This window comes from Dactylosporangium sp. NPDC048998 (assembly GCF_043197855.1).
Lineage (GTDB): Bacteria > Actinomycetota > Actinomycetes > Mycobacteriales > Micromonosporaceae > Dactylosporangium.
In genome coordinates this window covers 94,708-111,365 of record NZ_JBICTV010000014.1, presented here as the reverse complement: position 1 = coordinate 111,365, position 16,658 = coordinate 94,708, and the positions used below count along the sequence as shown (strand labels likewise).

Sequence of the window (16,658 nt, the reverse complement as noted above, 5' to 3'; positions counted from 1 at the left end):
CGGCCGTGCACCCCGACACCATCCTCGTCGAGCTCGGCGCCATCATCCTCGCCCTCGGCCTGCTCGGCGCGCTGTCGCTGCGCTTCTCGATCTCGCCGATCCCGCTGTACCTCATCGCCGGGCTCGCGTTCGGCGTGGGCGGGGTGCTGCCGCTGACGACCAGCTCGGAGTTCATCTCCGCGGGCGCGAAGATCGGCGTGATCCTGCTGCTGTTCACGCTGGGGCTGGAGTACACCGCGCCGGAGCTCGTCGGCACGCTGCGCTCCTCGGCCCCGGCCGGCCTGCTCGACCTGGTGCTCAACGCGGGCCCCGGGTTCGCCGCGGGGCTGATCCTGGACTGGGGCGTCGTCGCGGCGGTCGCGCTCGGCGGCGTCACCTACGTGACCTCGTCCGGCATCACCGCGAAGGTGCTGGGCGACCTGGGCTGGCTGGGCAACCGCGAGACGCCGGTGGTGCTGTCGCTGCTGGTCTTCGAGGACCTGATGATGGCGCTGTACCTGCCGATCCTCACCGCGCTGCTGGCCGGCGTCGGCTGGCTCGGCGGCAGCGTGACCCTGGCCATCGCGGCGGCGACGATCAGCTTCGTGCTGCTCGTGGCGTTGCGCTTCGGCCGGGTGGTGGAGCGGTTCGTGGCCAGCGAGAGCGACGAGGTGCTGCTGCTCAAGGTCCTCGGCCTGACCGTGCTGGTGGCGGGCGTGGCGGAGGTGCTGCAGGTCTCGGCGGCGGTCGGGGCGTTCCTGGTCGGCATCGCGCTGTCCGGCCCGCTGGCGCACACCGCCCGGCAGCTGCTGACCCCGCTGCGGGACCTGTTCGCCGCGGTGTTCTTCGTCTTCTTCGGCCTGCAGACGGACCCGCGCGCGCTGCCGCCGGTGCTCGCGGCGGCGGCCCTGCTGGCGCTGTGCGGGATCGTCTCGAAGCTGGCGACCGGCTGGATCGCCGCGTGGCGGGCCGGGGTAGCCGTGCCCGGCCGGATCCGCGCCGGTGCGGCGCTGCTGCCCCGCGGCGAGTTCAACGTCGTCATCGCCGGGCTCGCGGTCGCCGCCGGCACCAACGAGAGGCTCGGGCCGCTCGCCGCGGCGTACGTGCTGATCCTGGCCGTGCTCGGGCCGCTCGCGGCCCGAGCGGCCGAGCCGGTGGCGCGGCTGTTCACACGGTGGCGGCCACGGCAGGCCACCCCGTAGCCACCCCGTAGCCACGCGCCCCGGCCACCGCCCGGCCGGCTGGCTCGGCGTTCGCCTACGCCAACTCGTCCGACGACGCGCGCTGGAAGCGCCGTCAACCGCGGGTGAACTTGGTCGCACTGTATAAGCCGCTTCTATAAGGGCGTGATACGAATGAAGGTATGCCCGCTGCCCGTACCGCTCTGGATCCTGCGCGCCTGACGGTCGCCGTCGAGCGGCTGTTCAGCCTGCTGCGGCAGGGCAACCCACCGAACGACATCAGCCTCACGGCCGCCTCGACGCTGCGGCGACTTGAGCGCGAAGGACCACGGCGGCTCACCGAGCTCGCCAGCGCGGAGGGCGTCACCCAGCCCGCGATGACCCAGCTCGTCCAGCGCCTCGAGCGGGAGGGCCTGGCCGACCGGGCCGCCGACCCCGCCGACGGCCGGGTCGTGCTGGTCCGGGTCACCCGGGCCGGGATCGAGCTGCTCCAGCGCCGGCGCGCCGTGCGGGCCGAACACCTCGCCACCCTGCTCGTGGACCTGTCCGAAGAAGACGAGGCGCTGATCGCGGCTGCGCTACCGGCGCTGGAGAGGCTCGCCAAGTGACCGAGACCCTCGAGGTTTCCAAAAAGTCAGGCTTCCGGGGCGCACTGTCGGCCGGCAAGGACCATCCCTCCTACAAGTGGGTGGCGCTGACCAACACCACCCTCGGCATGCTCATCGCCACGATCAACTCCTCGATCGTGCTGATCTCGCTGCCGGCCATCTTCAACGGCATCCACCTCAACCCGCTCAGCCCCGGCAACGTCTCCTACCTGCTGTGGATGCTGATGGGGTACATGCTGGTGAGCGCGGTGCTCGTGGTGACACTGGGCCGGCTGGGCGACATGTACGGCCGGGTCCGCATCTACAACCTCGGCTTCGCGCTGTTCACCGTCACCTCGATCGCCCTGTCGCTGGACCCGTTCGACGGCGGCGGCGGCGCGCTGTGGCTGATCGGCTGGCGGGTGCTGCAGGCCGTCGGCGGCGCGATGCTCATGGCCAACTCCGCCGCGATCCTCACCGACGCGTTCCCGGCCGCCCAGCGCGGCATGGCCCTCGGCGTGAACATCGTCGCCGGCATCGCCGGCTCGTTCATCGGCCTCGTCCTCGGCGGCCTGCTCGCCGAGTGGAACTGGCGGGCCATCTTCTGGGTCAACGTGCCCATCGGCGTGATCGGCACGATCTGGGCGTACCGCAGCCTCCACGACACCGGCCTGCGACGGCCCGGACGGATCGACTGGTGGGGCAACCTCACCTTCGCCGCGGGGCTCACCGCGCTGCTGGCCGGCATCACGTACGGCATCCAGCCCTACGGCGGGCACAGCCAGGGCTGGACCAACCCGTGGGTGCTGGCCGGGCTCATCGGCGGCGTGGCCGTCCTCGCCCTGTTCACCTGGATCGAGCGGCACGTCGCCGAGCCGATGTTCCCGCTCGGGATGTTCAAGATCCGCGCGTTCGCCTCGGGCAACGTCGCCGGCCTGCTCGCCTCGATCGCCCGCGGCGGCCTGCAGTTCATGCTCATCATCTGGCTGCAGGGCATCTGGCTGCCGCTGCACGGCTACTCCTACGAGTCCACGCCCCTGTGGGCGGGCATCTACCTACTGCCGCTGACCGTGGGCTTCCTCGCCGCCGGCCCGATCGCCGGGCACCTGTCGGACAAGTACGGCCCCCGGCTCTTCGGCGCCGTCGGCCTGCTCGTCATGGCGCTGTCCTTCGGCGGCCTGCTGATTCTGCCGACCGACTTCAGCTACTGGGTCTTCGCCGTGCTGGTGTTCCTCAACGGCCTCGGCGGCGGCCTGTTCGCCGCGCCCAACACGTCGCTGATCATGTCGAGCGTCCCGGCCCACATGCGCGGCGCCGCGTCGGGCATGCGAGCCACGTTCCAGAACGCCGGCATGGTGCTGTCGATCGGCGTGTTCTTCTCGCTCATGATCGCCGGGCTGTCCAGCTCGCTGCCGGCCTCGCTCAACAGCGGCCTCACCGCGCAGGGCGTGCCGGCCGCGGCGGCGAGCCAGATCGCCGACCTGCCGCCGGTGGGCACGCTGTTCGCCGCCTTCCTGGGGTACAACCCGATCCAGTCGCTGCTCGGCCCGCAGCTGCTCGGCCAGCTGCCGCCGGCCAACGCGACCACGCTGACCGGCCGGGAGTTCTTCCCGCACCTGGTCTCCGGCCCGTTCCACGACGGCCTGGTGATCGTGTTCTGGCTGGCGATCGGCATGGCGGTGATCGGCGCCCTGGCCTCGCTGATCAAGCCCGCGAAGCACCACATCGGCGAGACCGCCGCGGCCGCGGAGCCGGCCGCCTCGTAGAGCCCGACCGGGAAGGCGCGGGCCCGGTGAAGCCACGGGCCGGGCGCGGCGCAGCGGACGGGCCGGATCACCCCGGGGAGTGGGGTGCCGGCCCGTCCGTGTCGAGTCGGGAGCGTCGCGAGCACAGGAAGGCGCGCTCGACGGCGTTGTCGCAGCGGGCGATCGCGGCCTCGTACGCCGCGCGGGCCTCCTCCCGGCGGCCGAGGCGGCGCAGCAGGTCGGCGCGGGCCGCCGGCAGGTAGTGATACCCCGCCAGGCGCGGGTCCTGCGCCAGGACGTCCATCAGGGCCAGGCCGGCGGCCGGGCCGTCCAGCATCGACACGACCACCGCGCGGTTCAGGGCGACGACCGGGGAGGGCCAGGCGGCCAGCAGCAGGTCGTACACGTCGCGCAGCTGCCTCCAGTCGGTGTCGGCGTACGTCGGGGCCTCGGTGTACAGCGCCGCGATCGTCGCCTGCAGGGCGAAGCGGCCCGGGCGGCCGCCGCGCAGCGCGGCGCGGACCAGGCGCAGGCCCTCGGCGATCTGCCCGCGGTCCCAGCGGGTGCGGTCCTGCTCCTCCAGCAGCAGCAGCCGGCCGCCGGCGTCGACGCGGGTGGCGCGGCGGGCGTCGTGCAGCAGCATCAGGGCGAGCAGGGCCAGCGCCTCGCGCTCGTCGGGCATCAGCGCGCACAGGGTGCGGGCCAGGTCCAGGGCGCGCTCGACCAGATCGTGGCGCAGCAGCGCGGCGCCGGTGGGTGCGGCGTGGCCGGTGGTGAAGACGAGGTGCACGACGGTCAGCACCGCGTCGAGGCGCTCCGGCAGCTCCCCCGCCGACGGCACCCGGTACGGGATCCGCGCCGCGGCGATCTTCTTCTTGGCCCGCGTGACGCGGGCGGCCATGGTGGGCTCGCTGACCAGGAACGCGCGCGCGATCTCCTCGGTGGTCAGGCCGCAGACCAGGCGCAGGGTCAGGGCCAGCTGGGCCTCGCGGGCCAGCGCCGGGTGGCAGCAGGTGAACACGAGCCGCAGCCGGTCGTCCGGGAACGGGTCATCGTCATCCGACATTTCGGAAATATCGGATTCGTCGGGAATGACGAGCAGCGGCAGCTTCGAGCGCAGCGTCGCGGCGCGCTTGTGCGCGTTCAGCGCGCGGCGCTGGGCGGCGGTGGTCAGCCACGCGCCCGGGTTGGCCGGCACGCCCTGGCGCAGCCAGGCGTCCATCGCCGAGACGTACGCGTCCTGCACGCACTCCTCGGCCAGGTCCAGGTCGCGCGCGACGCGCACCGTCGCGGCGAGCACGCGGGCCCACTCGCGGCGGTGCGCGTCGGCGATCGCCGACCGGACGCTGGTGGCGGCGTCAGTCTCGGACACGGGATCCCGGCGCGTCCTACTCGAAGACCATCACCGGGCGCACCTCGACGCCGCCGAACGGCGCCGGGCACAGCTTGGCGATCTGCAGCGCGTGGTCGAGGTCCTTCGCGTCGATCAGGTAGTAGCCGCCGAGGACCTCCTTGGTCTCCACGAACGGGCCGTCCGTGACGACGTCGCCGCGGATCGACGTCGCGGTCGGGGTCGGCTGCAGCGCGTTGCCGCCGGCCAGGGTGCCGCCGAGCTCCACGACCTGCTCGGCGAAGCGGCCGTGCGCCTCCATCGCCTGCTGCCAGACGGCGGGGTCGGGGTTCTCGTAACCGGCCTCGTCCTCGTAGATCAGAATCAGGTACTGGGCCATCTCGGGCTCTCCTCAACTGCGTAGCGGTGTCAGCGTGCTCACTGACACTCCTACGTCAATCAGGCCGCGACCGAATCGACAGTGCGACCGGAAATCTCCGCCGTTTTTTCTGCGGTACTCCCCCGGCGGGCGTACAGCAGGGCACCGGCCGCGATCACGAGCGTGCCGAGCACGTACCAGCCGGTGACGACCAGCAGCCCGACGGCGGAGAGGAACGCGACGATCGCGCACCACCGGGCGAGGGAGCCGCGCGGCAGGAGGCGGATCGCCGCGGCGGAGCCCACGAGGTACACCAGGACGAAACACCCGCTGGTCAGCAGGACGAGCGCCCGGGTGCCCGTCCCGGTGGCCGCGACGAGCGCGAGCGACGCGGCGCCGAGCAGCGCGACGACGATGAGGCTGCGGCGGGGCACCGAGCCCGGCGCGGCGCCGCGGCCGAACCAGGCCGGCAGCGCGCCGTCGCGGCCGAGCGCCGCGCCGAGCTTGGCGGCGCCGGCGTAGTAGGCGTTCATGGTGCCCAGGGTGAGCAGCACGGCGGCACCGGCGGCGATACTACGGACCTGGCCACCGATCCCGATAGCCAGCAGCTCCGCCAGCGGCGCTTCGGCCCGGCGGTCGCCCCCGGCGCCCTGCGCGGCGACCGCCGGGCCGAGCACGAGGATGCTGGCGGCGGCGATGCCGAGGTAGAGCACGGCGACCACGACGAGCGCGATCGCCGTCGCCCGGGGCAGGTCGCGGCGCGGGTGGCGGAAGTCGGCGGCGAGCGAGGTGACCGCCTCCCAGCCGGCGAAGCCCCAGACCAGCACGGCCGCCGCCGGCGCGACCGCCCACCAGCCGTGCGGGGCGAAGGGGTGCAGGTTGGCGGCCGAGGCGTGCGGCAGCGCCGTGAGGGTGGCGGTGAGCAGCAGCGCGACGAGCAGCGCGGCGAGGCCGAGCTGCAGCCGGCCCGAGACGCGCACACCGCCGAGGTTGCCGGCGGTCACGGTGAGCATCAGCGCGGCCGCGGTGAGCAGCGCCGTGCGGGTGCCGCCGCCGACCGCCGCGGCCACGTATGCGCCGCCGAACAGCGCGGCGGCCGGGGCGCCGACCGGCACCGCGAAGTAGAACGACCAGCCCACGACGGCGGCGGCCCGGTGGCCGAACGCCCTCCGCGCGTAGGTCGCGACGCCGCCGGCGTCCGGATAGCGGGCGCCCAGCGCCGCGAAGGTGGCCGCGAGGGGGACGGACAGCGCGACCAGCGCCGCCCAGGCGATCAGCGAGGCGGGGCCGGCGGTCTGCGCGGCGAGCGCGGGCAGCGCGATCACGCCGGTGCCCAGCACGGCCCCGATGGACAGGGCCGCACCCTGTTGAACGGTCATCACGGCAACGATCATCATGCGGTACCGTGGCGGCCACGAGTGGCAGGAATGCCGTTCTGCGATAGATTCCTGCCATGGGCAAGCGTCACGTGGTCGGCGTCGCGGTCACCGAGGACCTGCCGGTGTTCGAGCTCGCCGTGCCGTGCGAGGTGTTCGGCATCGACCGGGCCGACCTGGCCGATCCCTGGTACGAGCTGCGCTTCGCCGCGGCGGCCCCGGGCCGGCACCGGGCGCGCTCCGGGCTGAGCATCGACGCGCCGCACCCCCTGGAGTCGCTGGCCGACGCCGACACGCTGCTCCTGCCCGCGTTCGCCCGGGCGCGGCAGGTGGACCCGCCGCCGGAGCTCGTCGCCGTGGTCCGCGAGGCGCACGCCCGGGGCCGGCGGATCGTGGCCATCTGCACCGGCGCGTACGTGCTGGCCGCCGCCGGGCTGCTCGACGGGCGCCGCGCCACCACGCACTGGATGAACGCCTTCGACTTCGCCCAGCGCTACCCCCGGGTGACCTTCGACCCCGACGTGCTCTACACGCAGGACGGCGGCGTGTTCACCTCGGCCGGCACCGGCGCGGCCATCGACCTGTGCCTGCACCTGGTCCGCCTCGACCACGGCGCCGCAGTGGCCAACGAGGTGGCCCGCCGGATGGTCGTACCGCCGCACCGCGACGGCGGGCAGTCACAGTTCGCCACCCCGCCGCCGCGCCCGCGCACCCCGGACGCGCTCGGCGGCGCGCTGGACTGGGCCCGGCAGCGCCTCGACCAGCCGCTGACCGTCGCCGACCTGGCCCGCGAGGCCCGGCTGAGCCCGCGCACGTTCGCCCGGCGGTTCTTCGAGCACATGGGCACGAGCCCGCTGCAGTGGCTGGTCGGACAGCGGGTACGCCTGGCCCAGGAACTGCTGGAGACGACCGACGACTCGATCGAGCGCATCGCGCGCCGCACCGGCTTCGGCACCCCGGCGAACCTGCGCACCCACTTCGCCCGGCAGACCAGCGTGACCCCGACGACGTACCGCCAGGTCTTCCACCGCTGAGTCAGCGTTCGAGACTCAGTGCCACCTCCCGGTAGCGGGACACGGTGACCAGGTGGACGCCGTCGAAGGCGCCGCTGGCGCGCAGCGCCTCGACCTGCTCGCAGGCCGCCGCCACGCCCGAGCGCGGGTCGGCCTCGACCCGGTCGACGAGCGCGGCCGGGATGTCGATGTCGGGGATCATCGCCGAGAGCCGGCGGGCCATCCCGGCGCTGGCCAGCACCAGCACCCCGGCGTAGACGGGCCGCTCCAGCGCCGCCAGGTCGCGCCAGCGCAGCAGCGTGCCGACGTCGAAGCACATCTGGGCGAAGACGAAGTCGGCCTCGCGCTTCCAGGCCGGCACCCGGCGCAGGCCGGCGGCGACGCCGATGCGCGGCCGGTTGAAGCCCGGGCGCTCCCCCATCGCCCGCGCCTCGGCGATCATCGCGCGGACGGTGAGTTCGCCGGCCCGTTCGCCGGCGGTGGGCTTGTCCCCGTGCACGAACAGGAACTCGTCCACGCCGTACGCGGCGGCGGTGAGCATGTCACGCTGGAAGCCCAGCAGGTTGCGGTCGCGGGAGTTGAGGCACGCGATGCTGCGCCCGCCCATCGCGGCGACCTCGTGCGCCACGGCGATGCTGGAGACGGTCGCCCGGCCGATGTGGTTGTCCGGGATGAGGAACGCGTGCGCCACCGGGGCGAGCACGCCGATCTGGTGCCGCACGTGCCGGATGTCGGGCCGCGTCGGCGGCTCGATCTCACAGACGATCTCGAAGTCGTTCCCCACCCCGACACCCTAAAGCGTCAGCACGAATGAGTTCGCTGCGGCGGACGCGCACGCGGGTGCCGTCGGTCAGGGTCACCTCGACCCGCCCGACCGCGTCGGTGTCGCCGAACGCGTAGATCTCCTTGCCGTCGTGCTCGGCGAGCTCGGCGCGGCTCGGCCGCAGTACCCACTTCAATTCCGGCGATTTACCCATTTCGCCCACCCCCTGGGACCACGCTACGGCGCCGGCGCCGGCCCGCGCGGCGGGCGCGCGGGCGGGGCCACCCGTGTGGGTGAGTCCGTCTCAGTCCTCGCGGGTCAGCTGCTCGCGCAGGCCGCGCAGCGCGCTGGCGAGCTGCCGGGACACGTGCATCTGCGAGATGCCCAGCTCGGCCGCGATCTGCGTCTGGGTCAGGTTGCCCCTTGCCGGACGGCAACAGTCTCGGGCCGCGTTCGCACCCGGCGGGCCGCTAGGGTGGCGCGCATGACGATCGACGCCACGGTTCCGAACGTCGCCCGGATGTACGACTACTACCTCGGCGGATTCCACAACTTCGCCGTCGACCGTGAGGCCGCCGAGAAGATCCTCGAGATCTTCCCCGACACGCCGGCCGCGGCCCGGACCAACCGGCGGTTCATGCAGCGCGCCGTGCGCCACCTCAGCGAGGCCGGCGTCCGGCAGTTCCTCGACATCGGCGCCGGCCTGCCCACCCAGGGCAACGTGCACGAGCACACGAGCAGCCGGGTGGTCTACGTCGACAACGACCCGGTCGCGGTCGCGCAGGCGCGCATCCTCGTCGAGGGCGACGAGCGGGTGTCGGTCGCCCTGGCCGACCTGCGCGACCCGGACGCGCTGCTGGCCGACCCGCACGTGTGCGGCCACCTCGACCTCGCCGAGCCGGTCGCGGTGCTGCTGGTGTCGATGCTGCACTTCGTGCCCGACGAGGCCGACCCGTGGAGCCTCGTCGGGCGGCTGCGCGACGCGACCGCGCCCGGCAGCCACCTGGTGGTGTCGCACCTGACCCTCGACGGCGTCGACGCGGCGCCCGCGCGGCAGGGCACGCAGGTGTACCGCCGCGCCAGCGCACCGATCGTGCCGCGCACCCGGGCGGACATCCTGCGCCTCTTCGACGGCTTCGAGCTGCTCGACCCCGGCCTGGCGTGGATCGGCGAGTGGCGCCCCGACCCCGGCGAGGACCAGGTCTCCCACGGCTACGGCGGAGTCGGCGTCAAGCGCTGAACCGCTGATCCGGCCGGGGCCCCGGGCCGGATGGTTCGCTGACGGCGACGCCTGATCGGCCCGGCCCTGGCGCTGCGATCCTTCGTGACGCTGTGAACGCGATCAATCAACGCCCAGTCAACGCGGGCGGATGGGGCGGGCGCGGGGCGGGGACGGGCGGTATTCTGTGCGTGGGCAGTGCGCCTGCCCGTGCCTTACCCGGCCGCCCACGCCGACCGGGTCCGAGGCCAAGAGGCTTCGACTCAGCGCGCCGATCCGGGCCGTGCCCTGCCATGCCCGGCGGAGGTATTCGCCGTCCGATCGGTGCGAGCGTGGGTCGACGCCGGAGGACTCTGGAAATGGCCGAAGAACCGCAGGACCTCGCTCCCCCGTCCGAACCACCATCCCCGCCCCCTGCCCCACCACCGCCCTCCTCGCCCCTTCCTGGGGCGGCGCCCGCTTCGCCTTCGTCTCCGCCTGGAGCGGCGTCCTCTTCGCGTTCTTCGCCGGGGTCTCGGCCGAGCTCCCGATCCGGCCGCGACCGCGCGCGCCGCCGCGCGGTGCGGGCCCACGCCGCGCAGGCCGGCGTCGCGTACTCGGTAGCCGCCCGCCAACTCGCAAGCGCCGGCCTGTCCCCGGGCGAGACGCTGGGCAACGCGGGCCGGACGGTGTATCCGGTGGCCCTGTCCCGAGGCCGCTGGAGCATCATCGCCCGCGAGGAGCGCTCGGCCGCCGACAAGCTCGCCGCCACCCGGACGGCCTCCCGCCTCCCGGCCGGCCGCGCCCGTCACCTGACCGAGCGCTTCCCCCCGGGCGAGACCGCCGGCCTGCCGTTCTACACCGGCGACCTGCGCCCAGAGCTCCTGGCCATGGTCTATCTCGTGGTCGCGCACGAGGCCCCCGGCCTGGTGCCGGCCCCGCTGGACCTGGCCTGGACCGCCGAGCTGGGCGAGGAGACCGCGGTCGACACGGCGTGCGCCGACCTGGACCGAGCCGCCCGGGCCCTGCTGGACGACCACGCCGCGCCCCGCTGGGACCGCATCGACGCGGCCCTGGCCGCCACCCAGCACCACCCCGAGCCAGCCACCCGATACGCGGCCGACCTGCTGACCCTGGCCCATCGCCGCCTGTGCACCCCGACGGAGGACAAGGCGGGCGAGCCCCAGGTCCCCCCGGCACCCTGGCAGGGCGTGCGCCAGACCCTCGACGCCCTGCTGATCGTCACCGAGGACGGCCACGCCCCGGGCACCCGCATCCGCCTGCCCGGCAAGGGCCTCCGCCGCGAGGGCACGGTCCTGGGCGCGCACTGGTCCTCGACCGGCGCCCCGATCGCGTACGACATCACCCTCGACGACGACGCCACCACCCGCACGGTCCTCCCACCTGAGATCGCCGTCCTACCCGCCCAGGAGACCGACGACGCCGCCGTCACCTTCAGTGCGCCCTGAGGCCTGTTTCATGACCCGGGTGTGGTGCCCGGGTCATGCGGCAGTCCGGGGTGTGCGCCTCGTCGTTCCGGTGTGTCGCGCACGGCGGTGCGGTGCGTGGCCCATCCGGGGCGGTGCGCGGGGGCCGCCCGCAGGGGCGGCCCGCGCCGCGACGGTGGCGGGCGGCGGGCGGCGGGCGGCGGGCGGCGGTGGACACGAACACGCCGTTAGGCATTGTCGATCGTCGGTCGCTGACGCGGCCGGAGTCTTGCTATTTGCGGCAGCGATGCGATGCTCACCGGGCATGAGCCGAAAACTCTTGCTGGTCGTCGCGGGAATCGTCGTTCTCGCCGCGATTGGTGTGACTGTCTACCTGGTGCGACGCGGGCCCGACGGCGCAGCCAGCCCGGAATCAGCGGTTTCCGAATACGTCGCGGCGCTCAAGGCGCATGACCGTGGTCGTCTCGAGAACATTGCCGACCCCGACCACGACGCCGGTGGTGAGATCTCCAACCGGTTGGAGCAGTTCGGCGACAACAAACTGATGGTCACCAGCACCTCGATCGGCGACACCGAGTCGGACGCGACGAAACGGGTCGACGTCGTCGGAACGGTGAACGGTGCGCCGTTCACCGAGCAACTGTGGCTTTACCGCCACGACCACCGCTGGTTCGTGGCCCTCGGACCCAACCGGAACGCGCATCCGAAGGAAACCTGACCTGGCACAAGGCCCTTGACCGCCGCAGCCTCGCGGCCGCGACGACCATCATCGCCGCCATGATCGGCACGCCGGCGCACGCCCCGAACACCCGCTCCACATGCCGGCGCAGCGCGTTCGTCATGATCGCGGAGTGGACACGTACAAGGAGCAGCACGTTCAACGCCGCTGCGTTTAGCGGTGTCGGCGTTTGGCGCTGCCAGCCAACTGACGGTCGCGCTAAATCAGACCTTGTGCCCCGGCGGGGTATAGATGCGATATGTCGGGTGGGCCAGCGCCCGACATATCGCCGACACCGAAAGAGCGTTGCGCCGGCGGCGAACTGACGCCGTACGGGCCCATGCCTGCGCCCGCGCACGGGCTGGCAGCCGCGGGTTGTTGGGCGGCGGGCGGCCGCGGCGGTGGCTGGCACCCGCGGCCGCGCCCTGTAGTCGTCGCTACCGTGCTCGCGCCGGTTCCGGGGTTGGGGCGGCGGCCGTCGTGCCGGGGCTGTCGGCCGGCGGCGCCTGCGTGGTGGTGAAGGTCAGCGCGCCGCCGGGTGGGCGTCCACCGTCACCGTGGTGCCCGCGGGCAGGGTGGCGTTCAGGAGGCGGGTGGACAGCTCGTTCTCCAGCTCGCGTTGGATCGTGCGGCGCAGCGGGCGGGCGCCCAGGGCCGGGTCGGCGCCGGACTCGGCCAGGTGCAGGCGGGCCCTGCGGGTCACGGTCAGTGCTACGCCGCGGGCGGCCAGTTCCGTCGACACGCGGGTCAGTAGTGACTCGACGATAGCCAGCAGGTGGTGCGTGGTCAGCGGGTGGAAGACCAGTACATCGTCGATACGGTTGAGGAACTCGGGGCGGAAGTGGCGGCGCAGGTCGCGGGCGTACGTGGAGGGCGCCGGGCGGGGGCCGGGCGCGGCGAAGGGGTCGGGCAGGGCGAAGCCGGCCTCCGTGGTGGCGGTGCCCAGGTTGGTGGTCAGGATCAGGATCGTGTGGCGGAAGTCGGCGCGGCGGCCCTGGGCGTCGGTCAGGTGGCCGTCCTCCAGGATCTGCAGCAGGGTGTTGAAGACGTCCGGGTGGGCCTTCTCGACCTCGTCGAACAGGATGACCGAGAACGGGCGGCGGCGCACGCGCTCCGTGAGCTGGCCGCCGTCGTCGTGGCCGACGTAGCCGGGCGGGGCGCCGACTAGGCGGGCGACCGTGTGGTGATCATGGTACTCCGACATGTCGAGCTGGATCAGCGCCTCCTGCGTGCCGAACAGGTGCTCGGCCAGGGCCTTGGCCAGGGACGACTTGCCGACGCCCGACGGGCCCGCGAAGATGAACGACGCCGTTGGGCGCTTCGGGTCCGACAGGCCCGCGCGGGCGCGGCGGATCGACTGGGACACCGCTCGCACCGCGTGGTCCTGGCCGACGACCCGGCCGTGCAGCGCTGCCTCCAAGCCCAGCAGGCGGGTGGCCTCGCCCTGCGACAGTGCACCGACCGGGATGCCCGTCCAGGCCGCCAGCACCTCGGCGATCCGAGCGCTGTCCACGACGACCGGCGCGGGCACACCGGAGGCGTCGTCCGCGGGCGAGGCGGCGATGCGGGCGCGGGCGCCGGACTCGTCGAGCAGGTCGATGGCCTTGTCGGGCAGGCGGCGGTCGGGGACGTACCGGTCGGCGAGGGTCACGGCGGCGGTGAGGGCCTCGTCGGTGTACGTCACGCCGTGGTGGGCCTCGTAGCCGGGGCGCAGGCCGCGCAGCATGGCGATCGACTGCCCGGGCGTGGGCGCGTCCACGACGACCTGCTGGAAGCGGCGGTCCAGGGCGCCGTCGCGGGAGATGTAGCGGCGGTACTCCTCCGTCGTCGTCGCGCCGATCGTCTGCAGCTCACCGCGGGCCAGCAGGGGCTTGAGCAGCGACGCGGCGTCGATGGCGCCCTCGGCGGCGCCGGCGCCGACCAGGGTGTGGATCTCGTCGATGAAGACGATGACGTCGCCGCGGGTGCGGATCTCCTTGATGACCTTGCGGAGGCGCTCCTCGAAGTCGCCGCGGTAGCGCGAGCCGGCCACCAGCGCGCCGAGGTCGAGCGAGTACAGCTGCCGGGCGGCCAGCGCGGCGGGCACCTCGCCGGCGACGATGCGCTGGGCCAGGCCCTCCACGACGGCGGTCTTGCCGACGCCGGGCTCGCCGGTCAGGATCGGGTTGTTCTTGCGCCGGCAGGTGAGGATCTGCACGACCCGCTCGATCTCGCGCTCCCGGCCGATGACCGGGTCGAGGGCGCCGTTGCGGGCGTCCTCGGTGAGGTTGTGGCCGAACTGCTCCAACGTGGGGCTGGCGGCCGGGTGGTCGGGGACGGACGCGGCCGGGTGGCCGGTCAGGCCGTCCATGATCTGGGCGCGCAGCGAGTTGGGCGAGGCGCCGAGGCGGACCAGGATCTGCGCGGCGGTGCCCTCACCCTCGCGGACGAGCCCGAGCAGGACGTGCTCGGTGCAGACGTGGTTGTGTCCCAGGCGCAGGGACTCCCGCAGGGCCAGCTCGAGGATCTTCTTGGCGCGCGGCGTGAACGGGATGTGCCCGGCCGGGGCGTTGGCGCCGACGCCGACGATGTCCTCGACCTCGCGGCGGGCGGCCTCCAGGGTCACGCCGAGGGCGCGCAGGGCGGAGCCGGCCACGCCCTCGCCCTCCAGCAGCAGGCCGAGCAGCAGGTGCTCGGAGCCGAGGTAGTTGTGGTTGAGGATGCGGGCGGACTCCTGGGCCAGCACGACGACCCGGCGGGCACGGTCGGTGAAGCGCTCGAACATGGGGCATCGACGCCTTCCGGCGGGCGCCGGCAACCGCACCCGCCCTCGCAGTGAAGGAAGATGCGCTGAGTCGAGGCCTCTTGGTCACCGTGGTGACTCGGGCAGGCGCGCTACCCGGACCAAAGATAGCGTGAAGGGGGCCGGCCACCGTTGCGCTCAGAGCGAAGCGCGAGGCGAGGTGGTACAAGTATGCGGTGCCGGGCTTGACGCTGTTCCAACGCACCACGGGCCCCCTCGGCGCGCCCTTCCTGCTGCTCGGCGGCTCGCTGGGCAGCAACCTCGACATGTGGCGGCCGCAGCTGCCGCTCTTCGGTGACCGGTTGCGGGTGGTGCGCTTCGACCACCGCGGGCACGGCGGCTCGCCGGTGCCGCCCGGGCCGTACCGCATCGAGGACCTCGGCCACGACACGCTGGCGCTGCTGGACCGCCTGGGGATCGAGCGGGCGTCGTACTGCGGCCTGTCGCTGGGCGGCATGGTCGGCATGTGGCTGGCCGCGCACGCCCCGGAGCGCATCGAGCGGCTGGTGCTGATCTGCACCGCCGCGCACCTGCCGCCGGCCGAGGGCTGGCTGACCCGGGCGCAGCAGGTGCGGGCGGGCGGCATGGGCCCGATCGCCGACGCGGTGCTGGGCCGCTGGTTCACCCCGCGCTTCCGGGCGGCGCTGCCGGCCCGGGTGGCGCCCTACCGGGCGATGATCGCCGCCTGCCCGGCCGAGGGCTACGCCGCCGGCTGCGAGGCGATCGCCGACATGGACCAGCGCGACGACCTGGCCCGCATCGCCGCCCCGACGCTGGTGATCTCGGGGGCGGACGACCCGGGCGCGCCCCCGGAGCACGGCGAGCGCATCCACGAGGGCATCCGGGGCAGCCGCCTGGTGGTGGTACCGAACGCGGCCCACCTCGCCAACGTGGAGCAGCCGGACGTCATCGCCCAGCTGATCATGGATCACGTCACGGACTGATAGACCGCCAGGGTGCGGTCGGCGATGGCCGCCCACGAGAAATGGTCCACGGCGCGCTGCCGCCCGGCCCGCCCGAAGGCCGCCGCCCGGGCCGGGTCCTCCAGCAGGGCGATCATCGCGTCGGCGAGGTCGGCGACGAACCGCGACTCGTCCAGCGGGGTGCCGGAGCCGTCGCTGACCTGCTCGATCGGCACCAGCAGGCCGGTCTCGCCGTCGGCGACGACCTCGGGGATGCCGCCGGTCGCGGTGGCCACGACCGCGGTCTGGCAGGCCATCGCCTCGAGGTTGACGATCCCCATCGGCTCGTAGATCGACGGGCACACGAAGAGCGTGGCGTGGGTGAGGACCTGGATGACCTCGCGCTTGGGCAGCATCTCCTGGACCCACACGACGCCGTCGCGGGTGGCCCTGAGCTCGCCGGCGAGCGCGGTCACCTCGGCGGCGATCTCCGGCGTGTCGGGGGCGCCGGCCAGCAGGACGATCTGGGTGCCGGGCGGCAGCCGGCGGGCGGCGCGCAGCAGGTACGGCAGGCCCTTCTGCCGGGTGATCCGCCCGACGTAGACGACGCTGGGCCGGTCGGGGTCCACGCCGAGGCGCTCGAGCACGTCGGTGGCCGGGTCGGGCGAATACTGCTCGGTGTCGATGCCGTTGTAGACCACGTGCACCTTGTCCGGGTCGACGGCCGGGTAGGCGCGCAGCACGTCGGCCTTCATCCCGGCGGAGACGGCGACGACCGCGTCGGCGGCCTCGATCGCGGTCCGTTCGCACCAGGACGACAGCGCATAGCCGCCGCCGAGCTGCTCGGCCTTCCACGGCCGCAGCGGCTCGAGGCTGTGGCTGGTCACCACGTGCGGCACGCCGTAGAGCAGCTTGGCCACGTGGCCGGCGAGGTTGGCGTACCAGGTGTGGCTGTGCACGATGTTCGTGCCCAAACAACCTGCGGCCATCTCGAGGTCGACGCCCATCGTGCGCAGCGCCGCGTTGGCGCCGGCGAGCCCGGGCGGGTCGGCATAGCCGGTCACGCCGGCCTCGCTGCGCGGCGCCCCGAAGCAGTGCACGCGCACGTCGAGGGCGGGCGAGCGCAGGTTGCGAAGCTCGCGGGCCAGGTACTCCAGATGTACGCCCGCACCGCCGTAGACGTCGGGCGGGTACTCTCGAGTGAGCAGGTCTACTCGCACCCCCCAAACAGTAATTGTTCTTCGTCTGGCGCAACAC

The 16,658-nt window shown here is 73.5% G+C and carries 15 protein-coding genes and 1 pseudogene; 8 read left to right on the top strand and 8 right to left on the bottom strand.

What is annotated here, in order from left to right; translation table 11 throughout:
- Nucleotides 1–5: 5 nt before the first annotated feature.
- The 3 genes from ACGFI8_RS28525 to ACGFI8_RS28515 all read left to right on the top strand — a co-directional run bounded on the left by ACGFI8_RS28525 (nt 6) and on the right by ACGFI8_RS28515 (nt 3,513).
- Complete coding sequence (locus ACGFI8_RS28525; RefSeq protein WP_392809489.1) at nt 6–1,181, top strand: cation:proton antiporter; 1,176 nt, start codon at nt 6–8, stop codon at nt 1,179–1,181.
- Between the two features lie 161 nt (nt 1,182–1,342).
- Nucleotides 1,343–1,768, top strand: coding sequence for a MarR family winged helix-turn-helix transcriptional regulator (locus ACGFI8_RS28520; protein ID WP_392809487.1), 426 nt, complete (start codon nt 1,343–1,345; stop codon nt 1,766–1,768).
- Nucleotides 1,765–3,513 (top strand): MFS transporter, encoded by a 1,749-nt coding sequence (locus ACGFI8_RS28515; protein ID WP_392809486.1) that lies wholly within the window; start codon nt 1,765–1,767, stop codon nt 3,511–3,513. Before ACGFI8_RS28520 ends, ACGFI8_RS28515 begins: the two co-directional genes overlap by 4 nt.
- A 67-nt stretch (nt 3,514–3,580) precedes the next feature.
- On the opposite strand, the gene ACGFI8_RS28510 is transcribed toward ACGFI8_RS28515, so the two are convergent.
- The 3 genes from ACGFI8_RS28510 to ACGFI8_RS28500 all read right to left on the bottom strand — a co-directional run bounded on the left by ACGFI8_RS28510 (nt 3,581) and on the right by ACGFI8_RS28500 (nt 6,580).
- Nucleotides 3,581–4,792, bottom strand: a complete 1,212-nt coding sequence (locus ACGFI8_RS28510; protein WP_392809638.1) for an RNA polymerase sigma factor — start codon at nt 4,790–4,792, stop codon at nt 3,581–3,583.
- Nucleotides 4,793–4,880: 88 nt separating this feature from the next.
- The gene (locus tag ACGFI8_RS28505; RefSeq protein WP_392809484.1) at nt 4,881–5,222 is read right to left on the bottom strand and encodes a YciI family protein; all 342 of its coding nucleotides are present in this window, start codon (nt 5,220–5,222) and stop codon (nt 4,881–4,883) included.
- Between the two features lie 59 nt (nt 5,223–5,281).
- Entirely contained in the window at nt 5,282–6,580 is a 1,299-nt protein-coding gene (locus ACGFI8_RS28500; RefSeq protein WP_392809483.1) for an APC family permease, read from the bottom strand.
- 74 nt (nt 6,581–6,654) lie between these two features.
- Between ACGFI8_RS28500 and ACGFI8_RS28495 the strand changes: the two genes are divergently transcribed.
- Entirely contained in the window at nt 6,655–7,611 is a 957-nt protein-coding gene (locus ACGFI8_RS28495) for a GlxA family transcriptional regulator (RefSeq protein WP_392809481.1), read from the top strand.
- A gap of 1 nt (nt 7,612) precedes the next feature.
- Here ACGFI8_RS28495 and ACGFI8_RS28490 read toward each other — a convergent pair whose 3' ends face one another.
- The 3 genes and pseudogenes from ACGFI8_RS28490 to ACGFI8_RS28480 all read right to left on the bottom strand — a co-directional run.
- Entirely contained in the window at nt 7,613–8,374 is a 762-nt protein-coding gene (locus ACGFI8_RS28490; protein WP_392809479.1) for a methylenetetrahydrofolate reductase, read from the bottom strand.
- A complete protein-coding gene (locus tag ACGFI8_RS28485) occupies nt 8,346–8,567 on the bottom strand; it encodes a hypothetical protein (RefSeq protein ID WP_392809477.1) in 222 nt (73 codons plus the stop codon). Before ACGFI8_RS28485 ends, ACGFI8_RS28490 begins: the two co-directional genes overlap by 29 nt.
- Nucleotides 8,568–8,657: 90 nt before the next feature.
- A pseudogene (locus ACGFI8_RS28480) lies at nt 8,658–8,774 on the bottom strand (sigma factor-like helix-turn-helix DNA-binding protein); the annotation flags it as partial.
- Nucleotides 8,775–8,837: 63 nt separating this feature from the next.
- Here ACGFI8_RS28480 and ACGFI8_RS28475 point away from each other — a divergent pair.
- The 3 genes from ACGFI8_RS28475 (at nt 8,838) to ACGFI8_RS28465 (ending at nt 11,717) form a co-directional block, all read left to right on the top strand.
- Complete coding sequence (locus ACGFI8_RS28475; RefSeq protein ID WP_392809475.1) at nt 8,838–9,593, top strand: SAM-dependent methyltransferase; 756 nt, start codon at nt 8,838–8,840, stop codon at nt 9,591–9,593.
- Between the two features lie 539 nt (nt 9,594–10,132).
- Nucleotides 10,133–11,020: a hypothetical protein gene (locus ACGFI8_RS28470; protein ID WP_392809473.1), complete on the top strand. Its 888-nt coding sequence runs from the start codon at nt 10,133–10,135 to the stop codon at nt 11,018–11,020.
- Nucleotides 11,021–11,303: 283 nt separating this feature from the next.
- On the top strand, nt 11,304–11,717 hold the full coding sequence (locus tag ACGFI8_RS28465; RefSeq protein WP_392809472.1) for a hypothetical protein: 414 nt from the start codon (nt 11,304–11,306) through the stop codon (nt 11,715–11,717).
- 523 nt (nt 11,718–12,240) lie between these two features.
- Here ACGFI8_RS28465 and ACGFI8_RS28460 read toward each other — a convergent pair.
- The gene (locus ACGFI8_RS28460; RefSeq protein ID WP_392809471.1) at nt 12,241–14,481 is read right to left on the bottom strand and encodes an ATP-dependent Clp protease ATP-binding subunit; all 2,241 of its coding nucleotides are present in this window, start codon (nt 14,479–14,481) and stop codon (nt 12,241–12,243) included.
- Between the two features lie 203 nt (nt 14,482–14,684).
- On the opposite strand from ACGFI8_RS28460, the gene pcaD reads away from it, so the two are divergent.
- On the top strand, nt 14,685–15,443 hold the full coding sequence (pcaD, locus tag ACGFI8_RS28455; RefSeq protein WP_392809469.1) for a 3-oxoadipate enol-lactonase: 759 nt from the start codon (nt 14,685–14,687) through the stop codon (nt 15,441–15,443).
- Here pcaD and glgA read toward each other — a convergent pair.
- Nucleotides 15,428–16,621 (bottom strand): glycogen synthase, encoded by a 1,194-nt coding sequence (gene glgA / locus ACGFI8_RS28450; RefSeq protein WP_392809467.1) that lies wholly within the window; start codon nt 16,619–16,621, stop codon nt 15,428–15,430. The genes pcaD and glgA overlap by 16 nt on opposite strands.
- Between the last annotated feature and the right edge of the window lie 37 nt (nt 16,622–16,658).

What these genes read in the sequence shown, in the direction of transcription:
- ACGFI8_RS28520 (WP_392809487.1), top strand. Translation starts at nt 1,343, where the DNA reads ATGCCCGCTGCCCGTACCGCTCTGGATCCTGCGCGCCTGACGGTCGCC.
- ACGFI8_RS28505 (WP_392809484.1), bottom strand. Translation starts at nt 5,222, where the DNA reads ATGGCCCAGTACCTGATTCTGATCTACGAGGACGAGGCCGGTTACGAG.
- ACGFI8_RS28500 (WP_392809483.1), bottom strand. Translation starts at nt 6,580, where the DNA reads ATGACCGTTCAACAGGGTGCGGCCCTGTCCATCGGGGCCGTGCTGGGC.
- ACGFI8_RS28495 (WP_392809481.1), top strand. Translation starts at nt 6,655, where the DNA reads ATGGGCAAGCGTCACGTGGTCGGCGTCGCGGTCACCGAGGACCTGCCG.
- ACGFI8_RS28485 (WP_392809477.1), bottom strand. Translation starts at nt 8,567, where the DNA reads ATGGGTAAATCGCCGGAATTGAAGTGGGTACTGCGGCCGAGCCGCGCC.
- ACGFI8_RS28475 (WP_392809475.1), top strand. Translation starts at nt 8,838, where the DNA reads ATGACGATCGACGCCACGGTTCCGAACGTCGCCCGGATGTACGACTAC.
- ACGFI8_RS28465 (WP_392809472.1), top strand. Translation starts at nt 11,304, where the DNA reads ATGAGCCGAAAACTCTTGCTGGTCGTCGCGGGAATCGTCGTTCTCGCC.
- ACGFI8_RS28460 (WP_392809471.1), bottom strand. Translation starts at nt 14,481, where the DNA reads ATGTTCGAGCGCTTCACCGACCGTGCCCGCCGGGTCGTCGTGCTGGCC.